General features: G+C 46.0%; 26 protein-coding genes and 1 pseudogene. 11 read left to right on the top strand and 16 right to left on the bottom strand.

All coding sequences use genetic code 11. The features are described 5' to 3' along the window. Position 1: 1 nt before the first annotated feature. Entirely contained in the window at positions 2-1,531 is a 1,530-nt protein-coding gene (gene ilvA / locus B0187_RS00550; protein ID WP_078235959.1) for a threonine ammonia-lyase, biosynthetic, read from the bottom strand. Positions 1,532-1,708: 177 nt separating this feature from the next. Continuing rightward, a complete protein-coding gene (gene slyD, locus B0187_RS00555; protein ID WP_078235754.1) occupies positions 1,709-2,296 on the bottom strand; it encodes a peptidylprolyl isomerase in 588 nt (195 codons plus the stop codon). Between the two features lie 181 nt (positions 2,297-2,477). On the opposite strand from slyD, the gene B0187_RS00565 reads away from it, so the two are divergent. From B0187_RS00565 to fbpC, 4 genes and pseudogenes are all read left to right on the top strand, one after another. Continuing rightward, positions 2,478-3,518, top strand: a complete 1,041-nt coding sequence (locus B0187_RS00565; protein WP_078235758.1) for an ABC transporter substrate-binding protein — start codon at positions 2,478-2,480, stop codon at positions 3,516-3,518. A 64-nt stretch (positions 3,519-3,582) separates the two neighbouring features. Beyond that, positions 3,583-4,470 (top strand): annotated as a pseudogene (locus B0187_RS10450) (DMT family transporter). Between the two features lie 50 nt (positions 4,471-4,520). After that, on the top strand, positions 4,521-6,551 hold the full coding sequence (locus B0187_RS00575) for an ABC transporter permease (protein ID WP_078235760.1): 2,031 nt from the start codon (positions 4,521-4,523) through the stop codon (positions 6,549-6,551). A gap of 9 nt (positions 6,552-6,560) precedes the next feature. Next, entirely contained in the window at positions 6,561-7,610 is a 1,050-nt protein-coding gene (gene fbpC / locus B0187_RS00580) for a ferric ABC transporter ATP-binding protein (protein WP_078235762.1), read from the top strand. Between the two features lie 51 nt (positions 7,611-7,661). Here fbpC and B0187_RS10200 read toward each other — a convergent pair whose 3' ends face one another. From B0187_RS10200 to tsaA, 3 genes are all read right to left on the bottom strand, one after another. Continuing rightward, the gene (locus B0187_RS10200) at positions 7,662-7,826 is read right to left on the bottom strand and encodes a hypothetical protein (RefSeq protein ID WP_158078207.1); all 165 of its coding nucleotides are present in this window, start codon (positions 7,824-7,826) and stop codon (positions 7,662-7,664) included. Between the two features lie 120 nt (positions 7,827-7,946). Continuing rightward, entirely contained in the window at positions 7,947-8,657 is a 711-nt protein-coding gene (locus B0187_RS00585; protein ID WP_078235764.1) for an SIMPL domain-containing protein, read from the bottom strand. A 237-nt stretch (positions 8,658-8,894) separates the two neighbouring features. Next, positions 8,895-9,626, bottom strand: a complete 732-nt coding sequence (gene tsaA / locus B0187_RS00590; RefSeq protein WP_078235766.1) for a tRNA (N6-threonylcarbamoyladenosine(37)-N6)-methyltransferase TrmO — start codon at positions 9,624-9,626, stop codon at positions 8,895-8,897. A gap of 94 nt (positions 9,627-9,720) precedes the next feature. Between tsaA and B0187_RS00595 the strand changes: the two genes are divergently transcribed. After that, a complete protein-coding gene (locus tag B0187_RS00595) occupies positions 9,721-10,626 on the top strand; it encodes a 1,4-dihydroxy-2-naphthoate polyprenyltransferase (protein ID WP_078235961.1) in 906 nt (301 codons plus the stop codon). Positions 10,627-10,671: 45 nt separating this feature from the next. Here the strand turns inward: B0187_RS00595 and B0187_RS00600 are convergent, their stop codons facing one another. Beyond that, the gene (locus B0187_RS00600; RefSeq protein WP_078235768.1) at positions 10,672-10,935 is read right to left on the bottom strand and encodes a GrxA family glutaredoxin; all 264 of its coding nucleotides are present in this window, start codon (positions 10,933-10,935) and stop codon (positions 10,672-10,674) included. Between the two features lie 66 nt (positions 10,936-11,001). Continuing rightward, positions 11,002-12,030: a tryptophan--tRNA ligase gene (trpS, locus tag B0187_RS00605; protein ID WP_078235770.1), complete on the bottom strand. Its 1,029-nt coding sequence runs from the start codon at positions 12,028-12,030 to the stop codon at positions 11,002-11,004. A 207-nt stretch (positions 12,031-12,237) separates the two neighbouring features. Here trpS and hfq point away from each other — a divergent pair, with 207 nt between their 5' ends. From hfq to nudF, 4 genes are read left to right on the top strand one after another with little or no spacing between them, the layout of a single operon-like run. Next, complete coding sequence (gene hfq, locus B0187_RS00610) at positions 12,238-12,525, top strand: RNA chaperone Hfq (RefSeq protein ID WP_078235772.1); 288 nt, start codon at positions 12,238-12,240, stop codon at positions 12,523-12,525. Positions 12,526-12,531: 6 nt separating this feature from the next. Further along, positions 12,532-13,920: a ribosome rescue GTPase HflX gene (gene hflX, locus B0187_RS00615; protein WP_245796992.1), complete on the top strand. Its 1,389-nt coding sequence runs from the start codon at positions 12,532-12,534 to the stop codon at positions 13,918-13,920. Between the two features lie 11 nt (positions 13,921-13,931). After that, positions 13,932-14,657, top strand: a complete 726-nt coding sequence (locus B0187_RS00620; RefSeq protein WP_143413741.1) for a 4'-phosphopantetheinyl transferase family protein — start codon at positions 13,932-13,934, stop codon at positions 14,655-14,657. 12 nt (positions 14,658-14,669) lie between these two features. Beyond that, positions 14,670-15,284, top strand: coding sequence for an ADP-ribose diphosphatase (gene nudF, locus B0187_RS00625; protein ID WP_078235776.1), 615 nt, complete (start codon positions 14,670-14,672; stop codon positions 15,282-15,284). 218 nt (positions 15,285-15,502) lie between these two features. Here the strand turns inward: nudF and B0187_RS00630 are convergent, their stop codons facing one another. From B0187_RS00630 to B0187_RS00650, 5 genes are all read right to left on the bottom strand, one after another. After that, positions 15,503-15,742: an FAD assembly factor SdhE gene (locus B0187_RS00630; protein WP_078235778.1), complete on the bottom strand. Its 240-nt coding sequence runs from the start codon at positions 15,740-15,742 to the stop codon at positions 15,503-15,505. Beyond that, positions 15,742-16,686 (bottom strand): 4-hydroxy-3-methylbut-2-enyl diphosphate reductase, encoded by a 945-nt coding sequence (ispH, locus tag B0187_RS00635; protein WP_078235780.1) that lies wholly within the window; start codon positions 16,684-16,686, stop codon positions 15,742-15,744. The genes B0187_RS00630 and ispH overlap by 1 nt, the downstream gene beginning before the upstream one ends. A gap of 4 nt (positions 16,687-16,690) precedes the next feature. After that, positions 16,691-17,179 carry a signal peptidase II gene (lspA, locus tag B0187_RS00640; protein WP_078235965.1) on the bottom strand — a complete coding sequence of 163 codons (489 nt, stop codon included), beginning with the start codon at positions 17,177-17,179 and terminating at the stop codon, positions 16,691-16,693. 303 nt (positions 17,180-17,482) lie between these two features. After that, positions 17,483-17,821, bottom strand: a complete 339-nt coding sequence (glnB, locus tag B0187_RS00645) for a nitrogen regulatory protein P-II (protein WP_078235782.1) — start codon at positions 17,819-17,821, stop codon at positions 17,483-17,485. A 2-nt stretch (positions 17,822-17,823) separates the two neighbouring features. Continuing rightward, positions 17,824-18,747: a DUF5672 family protein gene (locus tag B0187_RS00650; RefSeq protein WP_078235784.1), complete on the bottom strand. Its 924-nt coding sequence runs from the start codon at positions 18,745-18,747 to the stop codon at positions 17,824-17,826. Positions 18,748-18,883: 136 nt separating this feature from the next. Here B0187_RS00650 and B0187_RS10360 point away from each other — a divergent pair, with 136 nt between their 5' ends. After that, positions 18,884-20,113 carry a glycosyltransferase gene (locus tag B0187_RS10360; RefSeq protein ID WP_158078208.1) on the top strand — a complete coding sequence of 410 codons (1,230 nt, stop codon included), beginning with the start codon at positions 18,884-18,886 and terminating at the stop codon, positions 20,111-20,113. Positions 20,114-20,160: 47 nt separating this feature from the next. Here B0187_RS10360 and B0187_RS00660 read toward each other — a convergent pair whose 3' ends face one another. The 4 genes from B0187_RS00660 to B0187_RS00675 are packed head-to-tail and all read right to left on the bottom strand — an operon-like array spanning position 20,161 to position 23,878. Continuing rightward, positions 20,161-21,168, bottom strand: a complete 1,008-nt coding sequence (locus B0187_RS00660) for a DUF5672 family protein (RefSeq protein WP_158078209.1) — start codon at positions 21,166-21,168, stop codon at positions 20,161-20,163. Continuing rightward, positions 21,125-21,727 (bottom strand): molybdopterin adenylyltransferase, encoded by a 603-nt coding sequence (gene mog, locus B0187_RS00665; RefSeq protein ID WP_078235791.1) that lies wholly within the window; start codon positions 21,725-21,727, stop codon positions 21,125-21,127. The genes B0187_RS00660 and mog overlap by 44 nt, the downstream gene beginning before the upstream one ends. 14 nt (positions 21,728-21,741) lie before the next feature. Further along, positions 21,742-22,683, bottom strand: coding sequence for a tRNA (adenosine(37)-N6)-dimethylallyltransferase MiaA (miaA, locus tag B0187_RS00670; protein WP_078235793.1), 942 nt, complete (start codon positions 22,681-22,683; stop codon positions 21,742-21,744). A 28-nt stretch (positions 22,684-22,711) separates the two neighbouring features. Then, on the bottom strand, positions 22,712-23,878 hold the full coding sequence (locus B0187_RS00675) for an FAD-dependent oxidoreductase (RefSeq protein ID WP_078235795.1): 1,167 nt from the start codon (positions 23,876-23,878) through the stop codon (positions 22,712-22,714). A gap of 163 nt (positions 23,879-24,041) precedes the next feature. Between B0187_RS00675 and B0187_RS00680 the strand changes: the two genes are divergently transcribed. Continuing rightward, positions 24,042-25,574 (top strand): YifB family Mg chelatase-like AAA ATPase, encoded by a 1,533-nt coding sequence (locus tag B0187_RS00680; protein ID WP_078235798.1) that lies wholly within the window; start codon positions 24,042-24,044, stop codon positions 25,572-25,574. The last annotated feature ends 4 nt before the right edge of the window (positions 25,575-25,578 follow it).

Here is a 25,578-nt window from a genome sequence, read left to right on the forward strand (position 1 = left end):
ACTATCTTAAAAAATAACGATAGGCAGGGCTATCACTCACATTTTGATAACGATAGCCTAATTTTTCCAAATGTTGATTAAACTCGGCTAAATCCTGCTCGTTTAGCACAAATGCCGCCAAGATGTCGCCGTAATCTGCACCATGGGCACGATAGTGGAACAGGGAAATATCCCAATCCGTGAGGGTTTGCAGGAATTTGAGCAATGCCCCTTTTTGTTCGGGAAACTCGAAGCTGTAAAGTTGCTCGTTCGGCAAGCCTTGCGGACGACCGCCCACCATATAGCGAATGTGGGTTTTGGCGATGTCGTCTTCCGACAAATCCGCCACATCGTAGCCGTTTTGTTGTAACTCTTTGATAATCTCGGCTTTTTCCGCCTCGCCACCAATTCTCACCCCGACAAAAATGCAGGCTTGTTGATCGTCTGCGTGGCGGTAGTTAAATTCGGTTACAGCTCGGTTGCCTAAAATTTGGCAGAAGTTGAGGAAACTGCCCTTTTGTTCAGGAATGGTAACGGCAAGTAGGGCTTCGTGTTTTTCGCCAATTTCGCAACGTTCCGACACATAACGCAGGGTGTGGAAATTGAGGTTTGCCCCCGACAAAATGCAGGCGAGGTTTTCCCCCTCGATTTGACGTTCCGCCACATATTTTTTCAAGCCCGCCAGCGACAACGCCCCAGACGGCTCGGCAACGGCTCGCACATTCTCGAAAATATCTTTGAGAGCGGCACAGATTTCATCGTTATCCACCAGCACTACATCATCAATATATTGATTAAGCAAGCGGAAGGTTTCATCGCCAATTCTCTTCACCGCCACGCCGTCCGCAAACAGCCCGACCCGTTCTAAATCCACGGGTTGCCCTGCTTTTAACGCATAATAAAGGCAAGCGGAATCTTTGGATTCGACCCCAATCACTTTCACATCAGGCAACAGTTGCTTAATCAGCACCGCCACCCCAGCGGCTAAACCGCCACCGCCGACTGGCACAAACACACGGTTAAGATCGCCCCTTTGTTGCACCAATTCCATTCCGATTGTGCCTTGCCCTGCAATCACGTTCGGGTGATCGAAAGGGTGGACGAAAGTCATATTCAACTCGCTCGAAAGCTCAATCGCTTTGGCTTTCGCTTCGTCAAAATTCGCCCCAAACAGCAACACCTCGCCGCCAAAACCTCGCACCGCATCGACCTTAATTGAGGGGGTATTTTGTGGCATTACGATCAAGGCTCGTAAGCCGAGATGCTTCGCCGAAAGTGCCACCCCTTGGGCGTGGTTGCCTGCCGAAGCTGCAATCACGCCAGCGGATTTTTGGGTGGTAGAAAGATTAGAAATCATCGCAAACGCCCCACGCAGTTTGAAACTATGCACAGGCTGGCGATCTTCACGTTTGATCCAAATCTGATTACCCAACCGCTCGGATAGTTTTTCCATTTTCTGCAACGGGGTAACTTGGGCGAGATCGTAGATATTCGAGCTTAAAATCGCTCGCAAATAATCGGTGTTGGATTGAGGTTGGTGTGTGTTGCTCATTGTGATGTTAAGAATGTTGGAAATTTTAAAAAATCGCACCGCTTGTATTGCCTTTGCCCCCTACCCCCTGCTTTGCAGGGTACTTCCCCCGTAAACGGGGGAAGATCAAACTAATCTACCCCCGCTTGCGGGGGAAGTGGTTAAGCGAAGCGAAACCGAAGGGGGCAACACTAAAAATTAGTGCTTACAACCACACCCACCGTGTCCGTGTGAATGATCGTGGTCGTGATGATGATGTCCACCACCGCAGCAGCCGTGGCTTTCTTCATCGCTGTCGTGTCCGCCGCAACCGCAGCCGCCTTCTTGGTGGATATGACCGTGGGCGATTTCTTCGAGGGTCGCTTCACGCACGCCTACCACTTCTACGCTGAATAGCAATTCTTGACCTGCGAGCATATGGTTGCCGTCCACCACCACTTCATCGCCGTCCACTTCGGTGATCACCACTGGCAAAGGGCCTAAATCCGTGTCAGCGATAAAACGCATACCCACTTCTAATTCGTCCACGCCCATAAACACCTCTTTTGGCACACGTTGCACCATATTTTCGTTATATTCGCCGTAGGCTTCTTCGGGCTTCACACGCACTTCAAAAGTGTCGCCCACCGCTTTGCCTTCGAGGGCATTTTCTAAGCCGATCACAAGGTTGTTATGACCGTGCAAGTATTCAAGCGGTTGGTTGGTTGGGGCTTCATCGACTAATACGTTGTCTTGGGTGCGTACTTGGTAAGCAATGCTTGGTACGGTATTTTTTGCGATTTTCATTTGAGATCCTTATTTTGAAAAAAATTGCCCTGCATTGTAGCGACTTGTGGCAGATTTGCAAATTTTAGCGAGAAAATAACCGCTTGCACCGCCGATTTTGCTATTTGTGAGCCAGCTCACAGTTTTTTCCGCCAGATTTGCGTATAGTTTGCCCACTTTTTCATTATAAAAGGACGACAAAATGAAACTTAACAAAAACAAACTCGCTTTAACCCTTTCCGCCCTATTATTTGGGGCAACCTTAACCCAAACCGTCAACGCAGAGGGGCGTTTGGTGGTGTATTGTAGTGCGACCAACCAATTCTGCGAGCAAGAAACGCAGGCGTTCGGCAAGAAATATGATGTGAAAGTATCCTTTATCCGCAACGGTTCAGGCAGCACCCTCGCCAAAGTGGAAGCGGAAAAAAACAATCCGCAAGCGGATGTTTGGTATGGCGGCACGCTCGATCCACAATCCCAAGCAGGCGAAATGGGCTTATTGGAAGCCTACCAATCGCCAAATCTCTCGCAAATCGTGGAAAAATTCCGTGATCCCGCCAAGTTGAAAGGCAATTACAGCTCGGCGATTTATATGGGGATTTTGGGCTACGGCGTGAATATGGAACGCTTGAAAAAACTCGGCATCGAGAAAGTGCCAACCTCGTGGGCAGATCTGCTCGATCCTCGCTTAAAAGGCGAAATTCAGATCGCCGATCCGCAAAGTTCTGGCACGGCTTACACGGCGATTGCCACTTTCGTGCAACTTTGGGGCGAAGAAAAAGCCTTTGATTACTTCAAAAAATTGCACCAAAACGTGTCGCAATACACCAAATCGGGCATTGCCCCGTCTCGCAATGCGGCACGTGGCGAAACCGCAATCGGCATAGGTTTCTTACACGATTACGCCGTTGAGAAGAAAAACGGCGCGCCCCTCGAAATGGTTGTGCCAAGTGAGGGAACGGGCTACGAATTGGGTGGCGTGAGCATTTTGAAAGGGGCGAGAAACCTTGATAATGCGAAGCTGTTCGTGGATTGGGCGTTGTCCAAAGAAGCCCAAGAACTTTCGTGGCAAAAAGGCGAGGCATTCCAAGTTCTGACCAACACCACCGCCGAGCCATCGCCTTATTCCCTCAATCCGAAAGATCTCAAATTGATCGACTACGATTTCGCCAAATATGGTTCAAGCGATGAACGCAAACGCTTGATTGAAAAATGGGTGGCGGAAGTGAAATTGGCGAAATAGTGTGATTAAAAAACGAGCCTGCCGAATTTGGTTTAGGCTCGTTGGGTTACTTTTGTGATGTCAAATGAACCACGAGTATGCGACAAGGCTTTGCTATGTATTATTGATGGGCTTGGGATTTCCCATTATGCGGTTGATGAGCCTCAATTTTGAAACCCTTAATAATAATGCCGTGAGATTTTTATCTGGCGGTTTACTCTTTTGCTTGATTTGCTTATTCAAATATCGAACGGATCTTAAAAAAATCATTGCCGAACCTAAACTGATTTGGGGCTTACTCGCCCTCGCCCTTTTTATGACGGCAAATATGTATTTTTTCATCGCAGGATTGAAATACACCTCTGCTCTTTCAGGTAGTATTTTCAGCGTATTAGCGATGCCGTTATCCATTATAATGGCGGCGATCTTTTTCTAAGACGAAAGAGCCAAAGCCAAGCAAAAGCATTTCTACATCGGCAGTTTATTCGCGATCGTGGGTTCGTTAATTTTCGTGATCAATGGAAACCAAGCCACTAGCGAAAGCCATTTTTTGTTAGGGGCATTATTTTTGACGATTGCGATCTTGGTTCAGTCGATTCAAAATCTTATCGTAAAACAGGTTGCCAAAAAGCTGCACACCCTTGTGATTAGTGCATCCACCGCCACCTTATCGGGCTTTTGCTATTTAGGTTTAGCGAGCTATACGGGGCAACTGGCTCAATTACAAAACGTCAGCACCAGCCTGCTGCTCGCCCTCAGTTTAGCGGGAATTTACGGAATGCTGACGGGAATGTTAATGGCGTTTTATATCGTGCAAAAGCAAGGGGTAGTGGTGTTCAATGTCGTTCAACTTCTTGTGCCATTATCTACGGCGTTGGTCGGTTATTTTACCCTAGGCGAAACCCTTACCTTATATCAAGGCATTGGTGCTTTGGTGGTTGTACTGGGCTGTATTTTATCTTTGAAAAAATAATACGAAATTTTGAATTATCTAACCGCTTGTCAGCTGTTTAAAGAGGTCTTATGCCAACATCATTTTTTGCCCGTCCGCTGTTTTGGGTGGGGCTTGCTATTTTGGGATTTGTGGGGTTGCCCTCACAAGCCCTTGATTATGGATTGTTTGAATCCACGCGTGCTGAAATTTTGTCCGCAATGGGCTGGGCGAATTTCGGGCTGGCGTGGACGTGGTTTTTACCGCTGATTTTTTTCCTCATTCCGAAAGGAAAATCGCAGGATAAGCTCGATTTAATCGGGGTGGCGGTGCTGTTCCTTTATCTGTTTGTGTCGGCGATTATCGCCAAAGTGAGCTTTGGTTATGCGGTGTTGCCGTTGATTATCGCCCTGATTGCGGTTGCCACCAACGCCCTCGCCAATCTCAAAGTAATGCAGGGGGATCGCTTTGTGATCGCCAGCCTAATCTGCATTATTTTGCTGATTTTCTTTTTTATCGTTTATCCGACCCTCGCGATTTTTATTTCGATGTTCTACAACGGCAGCGAATTTGTGCCGAGCCAAGTGCTGAACATTGTGCAGCAGCCTTATGTTCGCCGTGTGGTGGGGAACTCGCTGGCGGTGGCGGGGACGGTGGGGGTGCTTTCCACCCTGTTCGGCTTGGCGTTCGCCCTCTACACCACTCGCATTGCGAAACGCACCGCTTTCATCGGCAAAATTTTCTCGATTTTACCGATTGTAACCCCGCCCTTTGTAGTGGGCTTGGGGGTAACGCTGATGCTCGGGCGTTCGGGCTATGTTACGGGCTTTTTGGTCGATTATTTAGGGTTCAGCAGTAACTGGCTCTATGGCTTCACGGGGATTGTGATCGCCCACACCCTCGCCCTCACGCCAATGTCCTTTATGATTTTAGAGGGGGCGTTGAAGTCGATTCATCCGTCCGTTGAGGAAGCGGCTTATACGCTGCGATCTAACCGCTATCAAGCCTTTTGGCACATTATTTTCCCGTTGCTCAAACCTGCCTTGGCGAACTCGTTTTTGGTGGTGGTGATTCAATCCCTCGCCGACTTCTCAACCCCGTTGGTGCTGGGCGGTAGCTTTGACGTGATTGCGACCCAAATCTATTTCTACATCGCAGGCTCGCAACTGGATTATGCCTCGGCAAGCACCCTTGGCACGATTTTGCTCGTCTTTTCACTCGCCATTTTTGTGGTGCAATATCTCTGGATCGGCAACCGTTCCTACGTTACCGTTTCGGGCAAATCCTACCGTGGCGATGTGCAAGAGCTACCAAGCGGTATGAAATCGGCAATTATTTGCACCTTGGCGTTTTGGGTGTTGTTTAACGTGGTGCTTTACGGCAGTATTTTCTACGGCAGTTTCACGGTAAACTGGGGGGTGGATTACACCCTCACCCTCGATAATTACAAAACCCTATTCGGGCAAGGATTTAGCGATGGGGCGTGGCCTTCACTGATTCAAACAGTGATTTTCGCCGCTTCCGCTGCCCCGATCACCGCCTTGTTTGGGTTGTTGATCGCCTATGTAACGGTTCGCCGTCAATTTAAGGGCAAGAAAACCCTCGAATTTTTGACCCTGCTCTGCTTCGCCGTACCTGGCACGGTGGCGGGCGTGTCTTACATTCTCGCCTTTAACAACGCCCCGATTTATCTGACGGGAACGGGGATCATCATCGTGCTATCAATGGTAATGCGGAATATGCCCGTGGGAATGCGTGCCGCGATTGCAGGCTTGGGGCAGTTGGATAAATCCCTCGATGAAGCCTCGCTCTCGCTCAAATCGGGATCGTTCAAAACCATTCTATTTATCGTGTTGCCATTGCTCAAACCTGCGTTATTATCCGCCCTCGTAACCAGCTTTGTGCGAGCGATGACCACCGTGAGTGCGATTGTGTTCCTCGTTACCGCCGACACGCGTGTAGCGACCTCTTACATTCTCAACCGTGTCGAAGACGGCGAATATGGGGTGGCGATTGCCTACGGCTCGATTTTGATCGTGGTAATGATGGCAATTATTTTCTTGTTTGACTGGATTGTGGGCGATAGCCGTGTGGCTCGCTCAAAAGCGAAAAAAATGAATTAAGGATAAAAAATGAACAATAACAACGATTTTTTAGTGCTGAAAAATGTAACCAAATCCTTCGGCAAAGCGACCGTGATTGATAACCTCAATCTCACCATCAAAAAAGGCTCAATGGTTACGCTACTCGGGCCTTCGGGCTGTGGCAAAACCACCGTGCTACGTTTGGTGGCAGGATTGGAAAACCCGACAAGCGGTCAGATTTTAATTGACGGCGAAGATGTTACCCACAATTCCATTCAGCAACGGGACATTTGCATTGTGTTTCAATCCTACGCTCTGTTTCCGCATATGTCGATTGGCGACAACGTGGGCTACGGCTTGAAAATGCAAGGCGTGCCAAAAGCGGAACGCCAGCAACGGGTCAAAGAAGCGTTGGAATTGGTGGATTTGGCGGGCTTTGAAGATCGCTTTGTCGATCAAATTTCAGGCGGTCAGCAACAGCGTGTCGCCCTCGCCCGAGCCTTGATTTTAAAGCCGAAAGTGCTGTTATTCGATGAACCATTGAGCAACCTCGACGCCAATCTTCGCCGCTCAATGCGTGAAAAAATCCGTGAGCTACAACAACGGCTCAATATCACCTCCCTCTACGTTACCCACGACCAAACCGAAGCCTTTGCGGTGTCGGACGAAGTGATCGTAATGGATAAGGGCGTTATCAAACAAAAAGACACAGCGAAAAATCTCTATCTGCAACCGAACTCGCTCTTTTTGGCGAACTTTATGGGCGAATCGACCATTTTGCCCGCCCAAAAACAGGGGGATCAAATCCAACTCGGCGAATTTCATTTCAACCTGCCGAACAGCGATAAATTCGGTGTCGCAGACGGCGAATGCTTAGTCGGCATCCGCCCCGAAGCCGTCCGCCTCGCCCAACAAGGCTCACCCGCCCAACGAGCCACAATCAAAAGTGCCGTCTATATGGGGGCTTACTGGGAAATCGTCGCCCTCTGGCAAGGCAAGGAAATTCTCATCAACCTCAACCCAATGGATTACGATGAAACCCAAACCGAGCATTTCATCGAACTACAACAAAAAGGGGTGTTTTTGTTGAATCCATAAAATAAGGGTCGCCATTGCGACCCTTAAATTTTTCAAAAATCCTACCGCTTGTTAGTCGGTAATATCAGGCGTTACCGCATCAACCACATCGACCGCTGTTCCCACCGCTGTGCCGACTGCCGAAGCCGCCGCCCCAACTACAGTCGTTACCAAACAGCCCGATAAGGTGGAACAAATCGCAAATAACGCCACGAGTTTCATCAATATTTTCATCATTCTTTCCTCAAAATTTCGTAAAAAAATGCCGTTCAAATAGGAACGGCATTTTAGCGTAAATTGTACTTAAATCAGATTATTTTTCTGATGAAAGACACAGGAAACATAAAATGATGTAATCTACTGCTCAATCTCAATCGTGCCAGAAGCTCGGGCAGAAATGGTCGCTTTGCCACTTTCCATTGGCATTGCACTATCCTCAGCCATCTCAGATTTTGCCATATAGGCGATTGGGCGGGCGAAATTCTGCTCGCCGTTTGGGGTTTCCAAATTCACATTGCCTAAGCGATAACCTTTGGCATTTAAGCCTTTGCGGATCACTTCCGCCTTGCGTTGGAATTGCTTGATCGCTTCAAGGGTCATCTCATCTTCCAAGGCTGCCATTTTTTCAGGGGACACGCTGAACGAAATATCGCTAATCGCCACATTCTCGCCCAAATTTTCTAGCACTTTGGCGATTGCCTCAAAATCTTTGCCTTTGAGGAAAATCCGCCCCTCTGCCACCCAGCCTTCCACTTTATTTTTGGCGTTGTAGTTGGCGTAGTTGGTTACGCCGTCCGCTTGAATTTCAATGCTCGGCTGTTTTTTCGCTTCTTCCAGCACTTTGTTGAGGGAACTGGACACCGCCTGACGCAACTCTGGCAAGGATTTGCCTGTTTTTCGGCTGAAAACCACCGCTTGCATTAAATCGTTATCCACCGTGCGGTTGATTTCCGTTGCAAAGGAAAAAGTTGAGCCGTTGCTTTTGGTGGCGGGGGCGTTGCTTTCGGCGGTCGCTACTAATGAAGCGAATGCAAGGGGTAGGATTGCGAGATATTTTTTGAATTTCATTTTGAGATTATCCTTAATTTTAGATATAGCCAATAATCTAACCCTCTACCGTTTACGGGAGAGGGACAGATTTTTCTTCGTTGAGAAGAAAAATCAGGGAGAGGGCAAAATTTACAAAAATCTAACCGCTTGTAGCCCTCTCTCTGCTTGAAATACTGAACGTATTTCAAGCGGTCTCTCTCCCACGAGTGGGAGAGAGTGTTTAATATAAAAAGTCCAACAATAGAGACGTTAAATTTAATCCACCGCTATGACCTCAACTAAATCCATTTGTTCAAAATGGATTTTCCAACGCACATTCACCCCTGCGAGGCTCATTCCGTAAATGCGGTTTGACGGTTTGCCCTGTTGGTAGGCAGGGCGGGGATCTTGGGCGATCACGTCCGTGATAAAGGTGATCGGGTCGGCAATCCCAAATTTGGCAAAATTTCGGCAGGATCGCACCGCTTGCAGGGCGTTTTCGCTGAATTGCACCCGTAATTTCGCTTGTGGTTTGTGTTGGGCGAAACCCGATTTGGCGTTGGGTTCGCTGTCGGCGTAGGCGAGGTAGGGTTTGATGTCGAAAATCGGCGTGCCGTTCACTAAATCGACACTACCCAATTTCAGCCACACTTCGCCCTGACGAATTTCGATTCCCTCTAACGCCACTTTGGATAGTCCGAGCGGATTGGGGCGGTGGGTGGCACGGCTGGCGAATACGCCGACACGCTCATTCCCCCCCAAACGCGGCGGTCGCACGGTGGCGTGCCATTCTCGTTCGGGGATTTGGTGGAACTGAAAAATCAACCACAAATGGCTAAATTGTTCCAGCCCTCGCACTGCATCAGGGCTGTTGTAGGGCGGCAACAAACGCAACATTCCCTTGCCCTCTCGCACTAAATCGGGCTGGCGAGGCACGGAAAATTTTTCATCGTAGGGGCTGTGCAAAATCCCAATCGGATTCAAGCAAAGTGGTGTGATCTCTGGCATAAAAATCGCTTTTTGTGAGAAAAATCAAAATATAGTCGGGCATTTTGTAATAAACTACGCCATTTTCAAAGACTCTGCTTCAATTTTTTTGTTTATGAATAAAACTTCCCCTTTTTCGATTTGGTTTAGCACCGCTCGCCCTAAAACCTTACCACTGGCGTTAGCCTCGATTATTGTCGGCTCGGCATTGGCATTTCGAGCAGGGCAATTTGACCTGATAACCACTTTACTCGCCTTTTTAACCACGATTTTGTTGCAAATCCTATCCAATTTCGCCAACGACTACGGCGACCACGTGAAAGGCTCGGACACCGCCGAGCGAATTGGACCATTGCGTGCCATTCAGCAGGGGGCAATCTCGGGCGAGCAATTGAAAAAATCTCTGTTTGTAGTGGGTGGGCTTGCCTTTTTATCGGGGGCTACCCTCATTGGCTACGCCTATCAAAACGTGCAAGATCTGTTGATTTTTTCAGGATTAGGGGGGTTGGCGATTGTGGCGGCGATTACCTACACCGTGGGCAAAAAACCTTACGGCTACTTAGGTTTGGGCGATATTTCGGTGCTGATTTTCTTCGGCTTTTTGGCGGTGCTTGGTACATTTTACTTACAAACCCACCGCTTGCCTGCGGATATTTTACTGCCTGCATTCGGCTGCGGATTGTTCTCGGTGGCGGTACTCAATATCAATAATTTGAGGGATATTGAGCAAGATAAAAAAGCAGGCAAAAACACCTTAATCGTGAGAATTGGGGGCGAAAACGGTCGCCGTTACCACCTCGCCTTACTCTCACTAGCGGTGCTTTTCTACTTAATTTTTGTGCTATTTACTTTCCAAAGTTGGGCAAATTTCCTGTTTTTGCTCACCCTACCGCTGTTAATCAAACACGCCCTTTTTGTTTACCGCCACAAAGATCCCACCGAACTTCGCCCCCTACTCGGACAAATGGCAGGCTTGGCGTTAATTACCAATTTACTGTTTAGTGTTGGGATTTGTTTGTAACCCCTAAAAAAATAAAAGCGAGAAACTCTCGCTTTTTTGATAGGGTTAAACCTCAATCCCAAACCGTTCTTTAACGAGGGCTTGGAAGTCGGTGCAGCCGCCAACGTGAACGTTGTCGAGGAAGATTTGTGGCACGGTGGCAACTGGTTTGCCGACACGGGGTTCGAGATCTTCTTTGCTGATGCCTTTTTCGATCATATCGATAAATTCAAAATCGAAATCCGTTAATTCGGTTTTCATTTTTTCGGCGAGTTGTTTGGCTCGCACGCAGTATGGGCAGGTCATTCGACCGAAAATTTCTACAAACATTTGATGTTCCTTTTTTAATGTAATTGCAAGGGGTGAGATTTTTCAGAAAATCCCACCGCTTGGAAGTTATTGTACAAAGCCAACTAATTTATACACTTCGTCAAGGGTCGCTTTGGCTTTGGTTCTTGCCTTTTCCGCCCCTTCACGGAAGATCTGTTCGAGCAGGGCTTCGTTGTTACGGTAGTGGTGGTAGCGTTCTTGCAATTCGCTGAGCATTGCGGAAACTTCGTCCGCCACGGCGGTTTTGAGGTGCCCGTACATTTTGCCCTCAAATTCTGCTTCTAGTTGTGGAATGGTTTTGCCCGTTACGCTTGCCAAAATATCCAACAAGTTGGACACGCCTGCTTTGTTTTGCACATCATAACGCACCACTGGTGGCTCATCGCCATCGGTCATCGCACGTTTGATTTTCTTCGCCACTGATTTCGGGTCTTCCAACAAGCCGATCACGTTGTTGCGGTTGTCGTCGGATTTCGACATTTTTTTGGTCGGTTCGAGTAGCGACATCACTCTCGCCCCTGTTTTGGCGATAAAGACTTCTGGCACGGCGAACACAGGTTGCACAAGGTTGCCGTCGGCGTCTTTTTTGCCGTAGAGAGCGTTGAAGCGGTTCGCAATATCACGGGTGATTTCGAGATGCTGTTTTTGGTCATCGCCGACTGGCACTTGGTTGGCTTGGTAGAGCAAAATATCCGCCGCCATTAGCACGGGGTAAGTGAACAAGCCGACATTCACATTTTCTTCGTAGCGAGCCGATTTATCTTTGAATTGGGTCATTCGGCTCATTTCGCCGAAGTAGGTATAGCAGTTCAAAATCCACGCTAATTGGCTATGTTCTGGGACGTGGGATTGAATAAAAATAGTGCTTTTTTTCGGGTCGATCCCACACGCAAGGTAAAGGGCGAGGGTGTCGAGGGTCGCTTTGCGTAACGCTTCGGGATCTTGACGAACGGTGATCGCGTGCAGATCCACAATGCAGAACAGACATTCGTAGTCGTCCTGCATTTTCGTCCATTGGCGTAACGCCCCCAAATAGTTGCCGAGGGTTAATTCGCCAGAGGGTTGAACGCCACTAAATACGATAGGTTTGGTCATTGTGATTACCTTTTTATCTAACATTGAATTTGCGTATCTTACCACAAAAAACGAAAAGGACGTTTTGCAAAATTTTCAGAAATCTCACCCCTTGCAAGCGGTCATTTGTAAAGAGAATTTCCCCCTTTGGCTAAAACTGTGCTAAAATCCCACCGCCTTTGGCACACCATCAACTGACAATCAACAACAATAAGAAGGAAAAGAAAAATGGCAAAAGGTCAATCTTTACAAGATCCTTATTTGAACGCACTTCGCCGTGAACGTATCCCTGTTTCAATCTACCTTGTGAATGGGATCAAATTGCAAGGTCAAATCGAATCATTCGACCAATTCGTGATTTTATTGAAAAACACCGTGAGCCAAATGGTTTACAAACACGCCATTTCAACGGTCGTGCCTGCTCGCTCGGTGTCGCACAACAATAATCATCACGCAGGTCATCAGCAACATCATCAAGCTGCCCAAGCTGAATCGGTGGCAGAAAAAGCGGAATAATTGCGTATTAACACTTCACTTTCTTTTGATGATCCTTTGCCAAACGTAGCGGACACGGATGCTACGTTTGGCTTTCTTTCCCCTGAAAATCCCCCTACCAAACAGCTTTCCCATCAGCAAGATCGGGCGATTTTGGTGCATACTTTTCTGTCGCAAACCAAAGATATTGAGAATTTAGCCGAATTTCAAACCCTCGCGGAATCGGCAGGGGTGGAAATTTTAGCCACACTAACTACTTCTCGCTCTGCCCCCCACATCAAATACTTTGTCGGGCAAGGCAAGGCGGAAGAAATCGCTCAGGCGGTTGAGGAATTTGGGGCAACGGTGGTGTTGGTAAATCATCAACTTAGCCCTGCTCAAAGCCGAAATTTACAGGCATTGTGCGAATGTCGGGTGGTGGATCGCACGGGCTTAATTTTGGATATTTTCGCCCAGCGAGCCAGATCCCACGAGGGCAAATTGCAGGTGGAACTCGCCCAACTTCGCCATTTATCCACCCGCTTGGTTCGCCGTTTGGGCAATCAAGATCAGCAAAAAGGCGGGGCGGTCGGCTTACGAGGACCAGGGGAAACCCAGTTGGAAACAGATCGCCGTTTGATTAAAGTGCGAATCCAGCAACTGCAAAATCGCCTTGAAAAAGTGAGCAAACAGCGAGATCAAAACCGCAAAACTCGCCAAAAGGCGGATATTCCCACCATTTCGCTGGTGGGTTACACCAACGCAGGCAAATCCACCCTGTTCAATGCAATTACCAACGCAGGGGTTTATGCCGCCGATCAACTGTTCGCCACCCTTGATCCCACCTTACGCAAAATGCAGATCCAAGATGTCGGCACCACGATCCTCGCCGACACGGTCGGCTTTATCCGTTTTCTGCCGCACGATTTGGTGTCTGCGTTCAAATCGACCCTGCAAGAAACCTGCGAAGCCACCCTGTTGCTGCACGTGATTGATGGGGCGGACGAACGCAAAAACGAAAACATTGATGCGGTCAATTTAGTGCTGGACGAAATCGGGGCGTTGGATATTCCGACCTTGTTGGTGTTTAACAAAATCGACAAACTGGCGGGGGTTGAGCCGCACATCGAACGCAACGACAAGGGCGAGCCGATTGCGGTTTATCTTTCCGCCCACACGGGCGAGGGGGTGGAATTACTTTATCAAGCCATTCAAGAGCGACTACGCAACAAACACACCCGCGAAACCCTGTTATTGCCCGCTACCGCAGGGCAGATTTACACCCAATTTCGTTTGCAAAATTGCATTAAAAACGAGCAATTTAACGAATTTGGCGACTGCTTGATCGAGATTGAAATCGACAAAATCCAATGGCAAAAATGGCTGAAACAGTTCCCAGAACTGCACGATTATCGGGAATTTGCACAATGGGCGTAGCCAACGAAAATTTGGAAAAATCCTACCCCTTGCAAGGGACTGTCGAGGTGGTTTTCGCCCATAATGATGAGCCAATTTCGGCGGATTTTGACTATCCGCCAATGCCGAACCAACTCGCCCCGCACCAAATCAATAAATGGAAAAGTCGCCGAATGGCGAATTTTTTATTAGGGCAACTTTTTCAAAAATATCAAATTCCCCTCGCCCAACTTTCTGAAATAAAAAGAACCGAAAGCGGTCGCCCTTTTATTCAAAATCCGCAGGTTGATTTTAATATCAGCCACTCTGGCGAGTGGGTTGCGGTTATTTTTTGTTGGTCGGAACAACCGAAAAAAGTGGGGATTGATATTGAACATCCGCTAAAAACACGCCGTTACCAAAATTTAATTGAGTATTACGCTAATCAAACGGAAAAAGATTATTTTCTTGCCTCAGAAAAACTTAGCCAAAATAAACTCAAAAATGATTTTTATTTAAGCTGGTGCTTACGGGAAGCGGTTTTGAAATCACAAGGGGTTGGCATTATTAAATTATCGGAAGTGAAACATTTTCCGCAACAGCAAACCATTTATTCCGATTATTGCCCCAAAGGCTATTTTCATTTTTATGATAATTTTCCGTTTTATCTCGGTTATTTTTATCAACAAGGTTTACTGCAAGCGAAATTATCCCAATGGCAAAATCATCAATTTAATTTAATCGAAAATGAACTTCCCCTTATTTATCAAGTAAATTAAAGGTATTAAAAAATGGCAAACATTCTTCAATTTTCAAAAAATGATTTAGAAATTATTAAACGTGAAACGGTTTATCAAGGGCATTTTGAATTTCAACGGGTGCATTTCCGCCACAAACTTTTTTCAGGGGGCGTGAGCGGCGAGGTAGTGCGAGAACTGTTAATCAAAGGGGCAGCTTCAGCGTTAATCGCCTACGATCCCGTGTTGGATAATGTGGTGCTGGTCGAGCAGGTGCGAATTGGGGCTTACGATGAAAAGGCGGAAAATTCGCCGTGGTTGTTAGAGTTGATTGCAGGAATGATCGACACCGATGAATCCCCCGAGCAAGTCGCCATTCGCGAAAGCCAAGAGGAAGCAGGGCTAACCGTGCAGCACATTGAACACGCCATCAGCGTATGGGACAGCCCTGGTGGCACGGTGGAACGGCTACACCTCTTTTTAGGTTTGGTGGATAGCTCAAAAGTGGGCGGTATTTACGGCTTACCCGAAGAAAACGAAGATATTTTGGTACACGTCGTCAGCCGTGAACAAGCCTACCAATGGCTTTGCGAAGGCAAAATCGACAATGTCATCGCCGTGGTCGGCTTGCAGTGGTTACAGTTGAATTATCAGAAATATCGGAAGTGAAGTAGTTGGCAAAGATAGGCAAAATTTCGTGAAATCCTACCGCTTGTTGCCCCCTACCCCACCTACGGCGGTACTTCCCCCGCAAGCGGGGGCAGATCTTGCTCGTTAGAAATTCTAAGATCTTTCTTCATTAGTAAGGACGAACCGATCTTCCCCCGCTTCCGGGGGAAGTACCCTGCGTAGCAGGGGGTAGGGGGCAAAAAACTAAGCAGATTTTTTTATTTCTCAATCTTAGACCGAATCAATTCAATCAACTTGCCCATTTCCTCGGTGGGGGCGGGGATTTGGTGCATAAACCAGCGGAATAGTTCAGGGTCGGTGTAGTTGAGCATTTCCACAAAAGTTTGCTGTTGGGCTTCGCTCAGTTCATCAAAATGGTTTTGGTAAAACGGCATAATCATTTTGTCGAGTTCACGCATTCCACGCCGACACGCCCATTCAATTTTAAAACGGTTCATCATTTCACCTCGTGTATTCTTAACTCTTTTGGCACTTCAAATACGGTGTTTTCTTCGCAGCCCTCTAACTCCCTGACGCTTTGCACCCCAAGGGTTTGCAGGTGAGCCACCACTGATTGCACCAGCACTTCGGGGGCGGAAGCCCCTGCGGTGATGCCGATGGTTTGCACACCGTTCAGCCACGCAGGATCAATATCCTGCGGCCCGTCAATCAAGCGAGATGGCACGCCCATTCGTGAGGCAAGTTCCGCCAAGCGGTTGGAATTTGAGGAATTTTTCGATCCGACCACCAGCACCAACTGCGACTGTTTCGCCAGCTCTCGCACCGCTTGTTGGCGGTTGGTGGTGGCGTAGCAGATGTCGTTTTTGCGAGGACCTTGAATCGCAGGATATTTGCTTTTCAACGCCTCGATCACATCGCTTGTATCGTCAATCGAGAGGGTAGTTTGGGTCATAAAAGTGAGTTCATCGCTTTGCGACACAGGCAATTTGGCAATATCTTCCACCGATTCCACCAAAAAAATGCCGCCCTCGTTGTTGTCGTATTGCCCCATTGTGCCTTCCACTTCGGGGTGTCCCTCGTGTCCGATCAAAATCGCTTTCGTTCCTTTACGGCTCGCTCTCGCCACCTGCATATGCACTTTGGTAACGAGCGGACAAGTCGCATCAAACACTTTGAGATTGCGTCTTCTCGCCTCTTGTCGCACCGCTTGCGACACGCCGTGAGCCGAGAAAATCACAATCGAATCGTCTGGCACTTCGTCCAACTCTTCCACAAAAATCGCCCCTTTCTGCTTCAAACCGTCCACCACAAAACGGTTATGCACCACCTCGTGGCGAACGTAAATCGGCGAGCCGTGAATTTCAAGGGCGAGTTCCACAATCGAAATCGCACGATCCACCCCTGCACAAAATCCTCGTGGATTGGCTAATAAAATGTTCATTCGCTTACCCTTTGTTCGCTTTTTTGCCGTCTAGGAAAGATTCCAACACCAACAAACACGCCCCCGACACAATCCAAATATCGGCGATATTGAAGGTTGGGTAGTGCCAGTTTTGCCAGAAAAAGTCAAGATAATCAACCACATAGCCGTTGTAAGCACGATCGATCCCATTCGCCCACGCCCCACCAATCACTAACGCATAGCCGATATTTTCCAACCGCTTCGAGGCACTATTTTTAGCCAGAAAATAGATCATCGCCCCCGAAATCACCACCGCTAAAATGATGAAAAGGTAACGCTGCCAGCCCGAATGATCGGCAAGAAAACTAAACGCTGCCCCGTAGTTGCGAACGTAAGTCAGGTTGAAAATCGGCAGCACGTTGATGCTTTCGTACAACTCAAAACGTTGCACCACCACATATTTAATAAAAAGATCAAAGGCACAAGTTGCGATACTTAGCCAAAGCCAAGATAAACCAGATTTTAATTTCATTTTTTCCTCATATTTCGTTACTTTCTTTGCTTGTGCAAAAAAAGTAACCAAAGAAACACACCCCGAACATTTTGCTTTGTTTCGCTTGTTTCTAATTTCTACGGTCGATTTGTAAACTCGCTTGCTTCGCAAGCTCAAACAGTACAAATCGCCCTTGAAATTCACGAAACCGCTCAACGCAAAATGACGGGGGATTAACAGGGACAACGTCCCTTACTCATTGATAACCTAGTACGGCTTGCCGTGCTAGGGGTTGCAAGGGGTAGGATTCCGAGAAATTTCGCAAAATCCTACCCCTTGCGGTTAGATCGCCTCTTCGTTTTCCTCGCCCGTGCGGATGCGGATCACACGTTCCACATCATACACGAAAATTTTGCCGTCGCCGATTTTACCCGTTTGGGCGGTGTCGATGATCGCTTCAATGCAAGCGTCCACTTGCTCGTCCGCCACGATGATTTCGAGCTTCATTTTCGGCAGGAAATCAATCGCATATTCCGCCCCACGGTAAAGTTCCGTATGCCCTTTTTGGCGACCAAAACCTTTCACTTCCGACACGGTCATTCCCGTAATTCCCACGTCCGTCAAGGCTTCACGCACATCGTCCAATTTGAACGGTTTAATAATGGCTTCGATTTTTTTCATTATTATCCTCGACTTTTTAAATAATTAAGATGCTCATTAGATATTTGAATATTATATCCTAAGCGGAAAAAACGTTGAAAAAACTCACTATTTATCATTGATGTATAATTGATAAAAATTAACGGATTTTTCATATAAATATCATTTACACCATTCAATATAATATCTGTACCAAAATGTCCCCCCATTACCTCATTTAAGGGTATTCCGTGTTTAAACTGATAATATGTTCTATCCGTTGCAAAATATCCAGCCAATTTCTGTGGTGCGAACCGAATACCATAATTTTCTAATTCTACTCGCTTGTAACCACATAACCAGAAATCCTCTAAATGTATTCCATCGTTCTCCCATTTAAATGAAGCAACCCCATCAGGAGATATTGATAATGGTGGAGCAATTTCTAAATTAAGCCCCAATTCTCTAGGTGCATTTAATAATTTCCGACTACGTAGACAAAAGCCACCATTTTGATATTCAACCAAATGAGCAGGCATATCTTGCCAATACTTTTCCCACTCAGAGAAATGTAAACGTTGGAAAAACCGCCCTTCTTTAAACTCTAATAAATTAAGAATGGGTCCACCAATATAATCATAATTAAAAAATTCATCACGCCATTTTGAGCCATCTACAACCCAACCATCATTCTGTACAATTAAACAATAATCAGAGTCAATTAACTGACCCAGCGAATAAATCATAAAAAGGCTATATTCTAAATAGCCAAAAGGCTTACAAGGAATATGCTGAATATAATCAGGACAATCCTGTGGTCTTTCTGGGCTAACTAACAAACATCTTAAATTTTCGATTCTCTCTCTTAATTCTAAATAACTTCGTTGAACAGCATAACTTGAACTTTGGGCATAATCTTGATGTCCAGTTACACTGACAATTGTTAGACTTTTTGATCTAGCTAACATATAATAAATACCCTAGTTAAATGAACAATTATTGGATTATAACACAAATTTCATAACGTTTCCTAATAACTTCACATTATCTGTTTCATTGGAGAAAATTATGCGTAAAATCTTGTTTATCCACCCGACATTATTTATGACTGGTGCAGAAACTGTTTTAATTAATTATTTAAATCTTATTGCTGAACATACTAACTATGAAGTGGATCTTCTATTAGAAGATCGTAGAGTAACCCATAATATTGGCAGTATATCACCTAAAGTTGGCATTCACTCTCCCTTAACGGATATTGAGGAAGATTTCTTATGGTTTCTTAATAATGAAATTCTACATTTCAATCAATCAATCAATCAATCAATCAATCAATCAATCAATCAATCAATCAATCAGAATAATATTACTTTTTATCAAGGAATGTTTCAAAAAATTGCAAAAAAAATGCAATACCGTTACCTAGAAATTACTAACTCTAAACGCTATGATGTTGTTATATATTTTAATACTTTCTATAGATCTATAGATTATGGATGGCAAGTATTAAATCAATTCAATTTTTCAGTTCCTGTATTGAAGTGGACACATCTTACTGACTGGGAAAAACACGCAAAAGAAAGCCCAATTTCTTTAGATCTTATCAATAAATATGATTATGTTGTAACTATTTGTGAAGATATGAAAAATCTTTATGAAAAATTTATTCGTTCATTAAATTATCAAACAAAAGTTCTCAGTATTTATAACCCACTAGATTTAAAGAAAATTGAAAGGCAATTAAATTCTCCAGAAGAAATATCAGAGGAAGATAAATTATTAATGCAACAAGATTATATCATACAGGTTGCAAGACTAGAAGAAAGTCATAAAAATCATCTTACAATGTTAAATATATTTTCAAAACTTAAACAAAAAGGTATAAAGGAAAAACTTTATATTATTGGTGAAGGGGAAAGCTATGTATTACTCAAAGAAAAAATTAAAGAACTTCAGTTAGAGAACGAATGTTTTTTATTAGGTTCTAGAAAAAATCCATTGCCTTTTATGCATAACGCAAAACTATTTATTCATACTGCAAGATCTGAGGGATTACCAACTGTTTTGCTAGAAAGTATGGCCTGTGGAACTCCTGTTGTTGCAATGGATTGCCCTACTGGACCTAGAGAAATTCTCTCGAATGGAAAATATGGTGGGCTAATACCATTAGATGATGAAGAGCTTTTTGTTGATACAGTTTATGAACTATTGACGAACGAAACAAAAAGAAAAAATTATATTAAGCTATTACCAGAAGCAATCAAAAGATTTAGCTTCGAAGAAATAAGTAAGAACTTTGTCGAAATGATCGAAAAAATCATAGAAAATAAATAGGAATACTATGAAGGATAAAAACCACCAAGCTTTTATCCTTCATTTTCTTATTCTAAATAGAAATCATTTGGAATAACAATATTATGCCCTGCCTTAAGTAACATTTGAATAATATAATCTGATACTAATTCATCTCTCGTATTAAATAATTTTTTGGCTAAATAGACATTTTCCTTAGAAGTTAAAACTAAACCTGATGCAAAATGTCCTCCCAATACATTATCCAAACTAATACCATACTCTAAATGTGGTAATAGATCATTGATAGAGAAATAAGCAGCTAATTCTTGAGATGCAAATCGAAATCCTTGACTTTCTAAGAATTCTCTTTGAAGAGCAATTAAATATACATCTTCAAAATGCCCTACATTTGTCCATTTTAATTGCAAAGGATAATCATAAAACAAATCTGGAGAATCCATCTCTAGTTTTAGATTAAATTTTCTCGGTGCATCTAGCAATTTCTTACTTCTTAATGAAAAGCCACCATTTTGATGGTTTTTAAAGTTTAAATTAGTTTCCTTATAATGATTTAACCAAAAATAATCACCATGATATTTTATAAATTTATTATGCTGATCTACCTCTATAAATCCAGCAATTGGAGCACCGATATAATCGTAATCCAAAAATTCATCTCGCCAATTATTGCCATTTAAAACCCAGCCATCATTTTGCACCACAAGAGCAAAATCCGTATCAATTAACTGCCCCAATGAATAAAGCATAAAAATGTTATATTCAAAATAACTAAATGGTTTACAAGGGCAATGTAAAATATAATCGGCTAATTCTTCGGGCTTTTCAGGGCTAATTAAGAGGCATTTTATATTTTCAATTTTGCCTTGTAATTGTTCATAACTGCGAGCAATTGCATAAGCTGAACCCTGAGCATAGCCTTGATGCCCCGTTACGCTGACAATGGTTAAACTTTTACCGTTTGTTTGTTTGTTTGTTTGTTTGTTTGTTTGTTTGTTTGCACGATTATCCTCGTTAATTTCTATTTTTTGATTATTTTTCATTTTTTCTTGCTGATTTTGGTCTAAAACTTTCACAAACTGTTGGGTTGGTGTCGATATAAATTTCACTCAATAACTGCAAGCAGTATGGCACGGCACTAAAAATGCCTCGCACCAAGGTTTTGCCGTTTTCGTCTTTGACCCCTTCGAGGGTTTCTTTGATCGCTTTGGGTTGCCCTGGTAGATTGAGAATCAACGACTGATTGCGAATTGCCCCGACTTGCCGTGAGAGAATTGCCGTTGGCACAAAATGTAGGCTCACTTGTCGCATCTGCTCGCCGAAGCCTGGCATTTCACGATCCGCCACCGCTAAGGTGGCATCGGGGGTAACATCTCGCTTGGCTGGTCCTGTGCCACCTGTGGTTAAAACCAAATGGCATTGGTGTTGATCGGCTAGCTCAATCAAAGTTTGTTCAATGATCGGCTGTTCATCGGGAATCAAGCGAGTTTCCAGCTCAAACGGCTCAACTAATGCCTTTTCCAGCCATTGTTGCAATTCGGGAATGCCTTGATCGGCATACACGCCCTGCGAGGCTCGGTCGGACACCGACACCAAGCCGATTTTCAATCTTTCTTTGCTCAAACAAGCGGTCATTTTCGTTCCTTTTTTCAATTAGCGGAATGGTATTTTTGCCATTCGTTTAGCACGGTCGCTTTCGCCCCCGCTGGGTCGAGGCTATCCAGCCAAATCAACTCACTCTGCCAACCTCGCAACCAAGTGATTTGGCGTTTGGCGAGCTGGCGAGTGGCACAAATGCCCTTATAAATCGCTTCATCAAGGGAAATTTCGCCCTGCAAAAATTCCCACATTTGGCGGTAGCCAACGCAGCGGATTGAGGGCAAATCAATGTGTAAATCGCCCCGTTGATAAAGGCGTTCCACCTCTTGCTGAAAACCTTGGGCGATCATTTTCTGAAAACGTTGTTCGATCCGTTGATGTAGCACCGCTCGCTCTTGCGGGGCAATCGCAAACTGCAACAGATCGTAAGGCAAGGTTTCCCCCTGTTGGGCGGTCAGTTCCGTCATTGTTTTGCCCGAAATGTAGAACACTTCCAACGCACGGTTAATCCGTTGGCTATCGTTCGGGTTGATCCGTTGCCCTGCAAGGGGGTCGATTTTCAATAATTCTTGATGTAGTCCCGCCCAGCCGATCTGTTCCGCTTTGAGTTCAATTTCGGCACGGATTTCCGTATCCGCCGAGGGCAGGGGCGAAAGCCCGTCTAGCAAGGCTTTGTAATAAAGCATTGTGCCGCCCACCAACAGCGGAATTTTGCCTTGGGCGGTAATTTCCGCCATTTCACGCAGGGCATCTTCACGGAAATTCATCGCCGAATAGCTTTCAGACGGGTCGAGAATATCAATCAGACGGTGAGGGGCAAGGGCGAGTTCGGCAGGGCTAGGTTTCGCCGTGCCGATGTCCATTCCTCGATAAATCAGGGCGGAATCTACGCTAATCACCTCAACGGGCAAGGTTTGGCGAAGAGCAATCGCCAAATCCGTTTTGCCCGAGGCAGTGGGACCCATTAAAAAAATTGCAAGCGGTCGTTTCATTCGTTTTTTTATCAAAAATTTTCCGCCATTATAGCCCAACTGCGTACTTTAATGCGTGTTTCTTGATCGGCGAAACCTTTTCCGCCACCAGCAAGCCTAAATTTCGAGCAATTTTGAGGGGAAGCAGATCGGTTTTGAACGCCTTGTAAAACACGTCCATTCCCGTTTGCATTAGCAAATTATCGGGCTTGCGTTGTCGTTCGTAGCCGAGCAAAATCTGTTCATCGGCAAAATTTTTGCCTTTTCCGACCGCTTGTTCGATCACATCGAGTAACACTTTCACATCTTTAAAGCCCAAATTCACCCCCTGCCCTGCGAGGGGGTTGATCGTGTGAGCCGCATCGCCCACCAACACCACGCCATTTTTGACATAATGTTGGGCGTGCTGACGCGTGAGGGGAAAACTGCCCTGCTGCTGCACCTCAATATCCCCCAACAACGGTGGAAAATGTTTGATGATTTCCGCAGAAAGTTGGCTCGGCGAAAGCTGTTTTAATTGGGCGATCCGTTGGGGCGAATCATACCAAACCACGCAACCATTATTGCCCTGCAATGGCAAAAAGGCACGGGGCCCAGAAGGGAAAAACTGTTGCCAAGTTACGCTCTGCTGCGGTTGAGCGGTTTTGACGGTGGCGAGCAGGCAATGCTGGCGATATTGCCAACTGGTTAGCCCAATCCCCGCCCATTGTCGCACTTGGGAATTTGCCCCGTCCGCTGCAATCAGCAAAGGGGCGGAATAAGTTTGCTGATCAACGCAAATCCGCCATTGTTGCTCGACTCGTTCGGCGGAAATTTCTGAAAATCCCACCGCTTGCACGCAGTTTGGTTCGCCTTGCAATTCTCGCCATAAAGCAAGTTGGATCAGATTATTTTCCACCATAAAACCGAGTTTATCCCGCCCCAAATCGCTGGCGTGAAAGGCGGTTTTAAAGCCGTCAATTTCCCAAGTTTCTAACCCATCATAGGGGCAAGCCCGTTGGCTCTCAATCCAATTCCACGCCCCTAATTTTTCAAGTAAGGCAACGGACGCAACACTAATCGCCGAAATGCGTAAATCATAGGGCTGTTCGGCGGAAAAAGTCGGCAGCGGATTTTTTTCCAACAACGCCACTTTCAAGCCTAATTTGGCAAGCCCCAACGCCGTTGCTGCCCCCACCATTCCACCGCCAACCACGATCACATCTTGCTGATTCATTTCGCCCTCAACTTCTTCACAAAATGGCGTGATGATAGTCAATTTCCGCCCAAATGAACACTCAAAACCACGATTTTTGTGATGTGGATCGACTAATTGAAATTTTCCGCTACGCAAGCGGTCGGTTTTTGCTTAGGATCTCGCCGAATTTAAGGGGGTGAAAATGTCGTTAGCGGTGGTTTTTAGTCGAGCGTCAATCGGGGTGCAAGCCCCGTTGGTAACTATTGAGGTGCATTTGAGTAATGGTAGCCCAGGTTTAACGCTGGTGGGCTTGCCCGAAAAAACCGTGAAAGAGGCACAAGATCGGGTGCGAAGTGCGTTAATCAATGCCAATTTTATTTTTCCTGCTCGCAGGATTACGATCAACCTCGCCCCTGCCGATCTGCCCAAAGAGGGTGGGCGGTTTGATCTACCGATTGCGATTGGGATCTTAGCCGCCTCGGGGCAGATCGATTCCGATCTATTAAAACGCTTTGAATTTGTGGGGGAACTTGCTCTCACGGGCTTTTTGCGAGGGGTGCACGGCGTAATTCCTGCGATTATTTCCGCTCAGCACGCCAAACGACAGATGATTATCGCCAGCCAAAATCGTAACGAGGCTTCCCTCGTTTCAAACTGCGAAACCTTTTGTGCCAGCTCGTTGTTGCAAGTAGTCAATTTTCTCAATAAACGCGAGCAACTGCCGATTGCTCAACAACTACCGAAAAATGAAGAAATCCTACCCCTTGCAAGCCGTGATATGACCGATATTATTGGACAACAGCACGCCAAACGGGCTTTACTGATCGCCGCCAGCGGACAGCACAACCTGCTTTTTCTCGGCCCACCAGGCACGGGCAAAACAATGCTGGCAAGCCGTTTGCCCGACTTGCTACCTGAAATGAGCGATGAGGAAGCGATTGAAACCGCCTCAATTACCAGCCTTGTGCAGAATGAATTGAATTTCCACAACTGGAAAAAACGCCCGTTTCGTTCCCCTCATCATAGTGCCTCAATGGTGGCATTGGTGGGCGGCGGCACAATTCCCAAACCAGGGGAAATATCCCTCGCCCACAATGGCGTGCTGTTTTTAGACGAACTGCCCGAATTTGAGCGAAAGGTGCTAGATGCCCTGCGTCAGCCCCTTGAAGCAGGGGAAATTGTGATTTCACGGGCAAACGCCAAAGTTTATTTTCCCGCCCGTTTTCAACTGATTGCAGCGATGAATCCTAGCCCCACGGGGCATTATCAAGGCTCGCACAATCGCACCTCGCCCCAGCAAATTATGCGATATTTAAACCGCTTGTCAGGGCCGTTTTTGGATCGGTTTGATCTCTCAATTGAAGTGCCACTACTGCCCAAAGGGGCGTTGCAACAGCGTCAGGCACAACAGGGGGAAAGTTCGGATCAGCTACGACAAAGAGTGATAAAAGCGAGGGAAATTCAGCTCAACCGTGCGGGCAAAATCAACGCCCACCTTTCCAGCAAAGAGATTGAGCGAGATTGTGCTTTGTCGCCGCAAAATGCCCTTTTTCTGGAAAATGCTTTGACCCAGTTAGGGCTTTCGGTGCGAGCCTATCATCGCATTTTGAAAGTCGCTCGCACCATTGCCGACCTCGCCGAACAAAAGCAGATCGAACAACCCCATTTGGCCGAAGCGTTAGGCTATCGGGCAATGGATCGGCTGTTGCAACGCTTACAAGGGCAAGCCCCTTGATTGC

The organism is Haemophilus paracuniculus, assembly GCF_002015115.1.
Lineage (GTDB): Bacteria > Pseudomonadota > Gammaproteobacteria > Enterobacterales > Pasteurellaceae > Haemophilus_E > Haemophilus_E paracuniculus.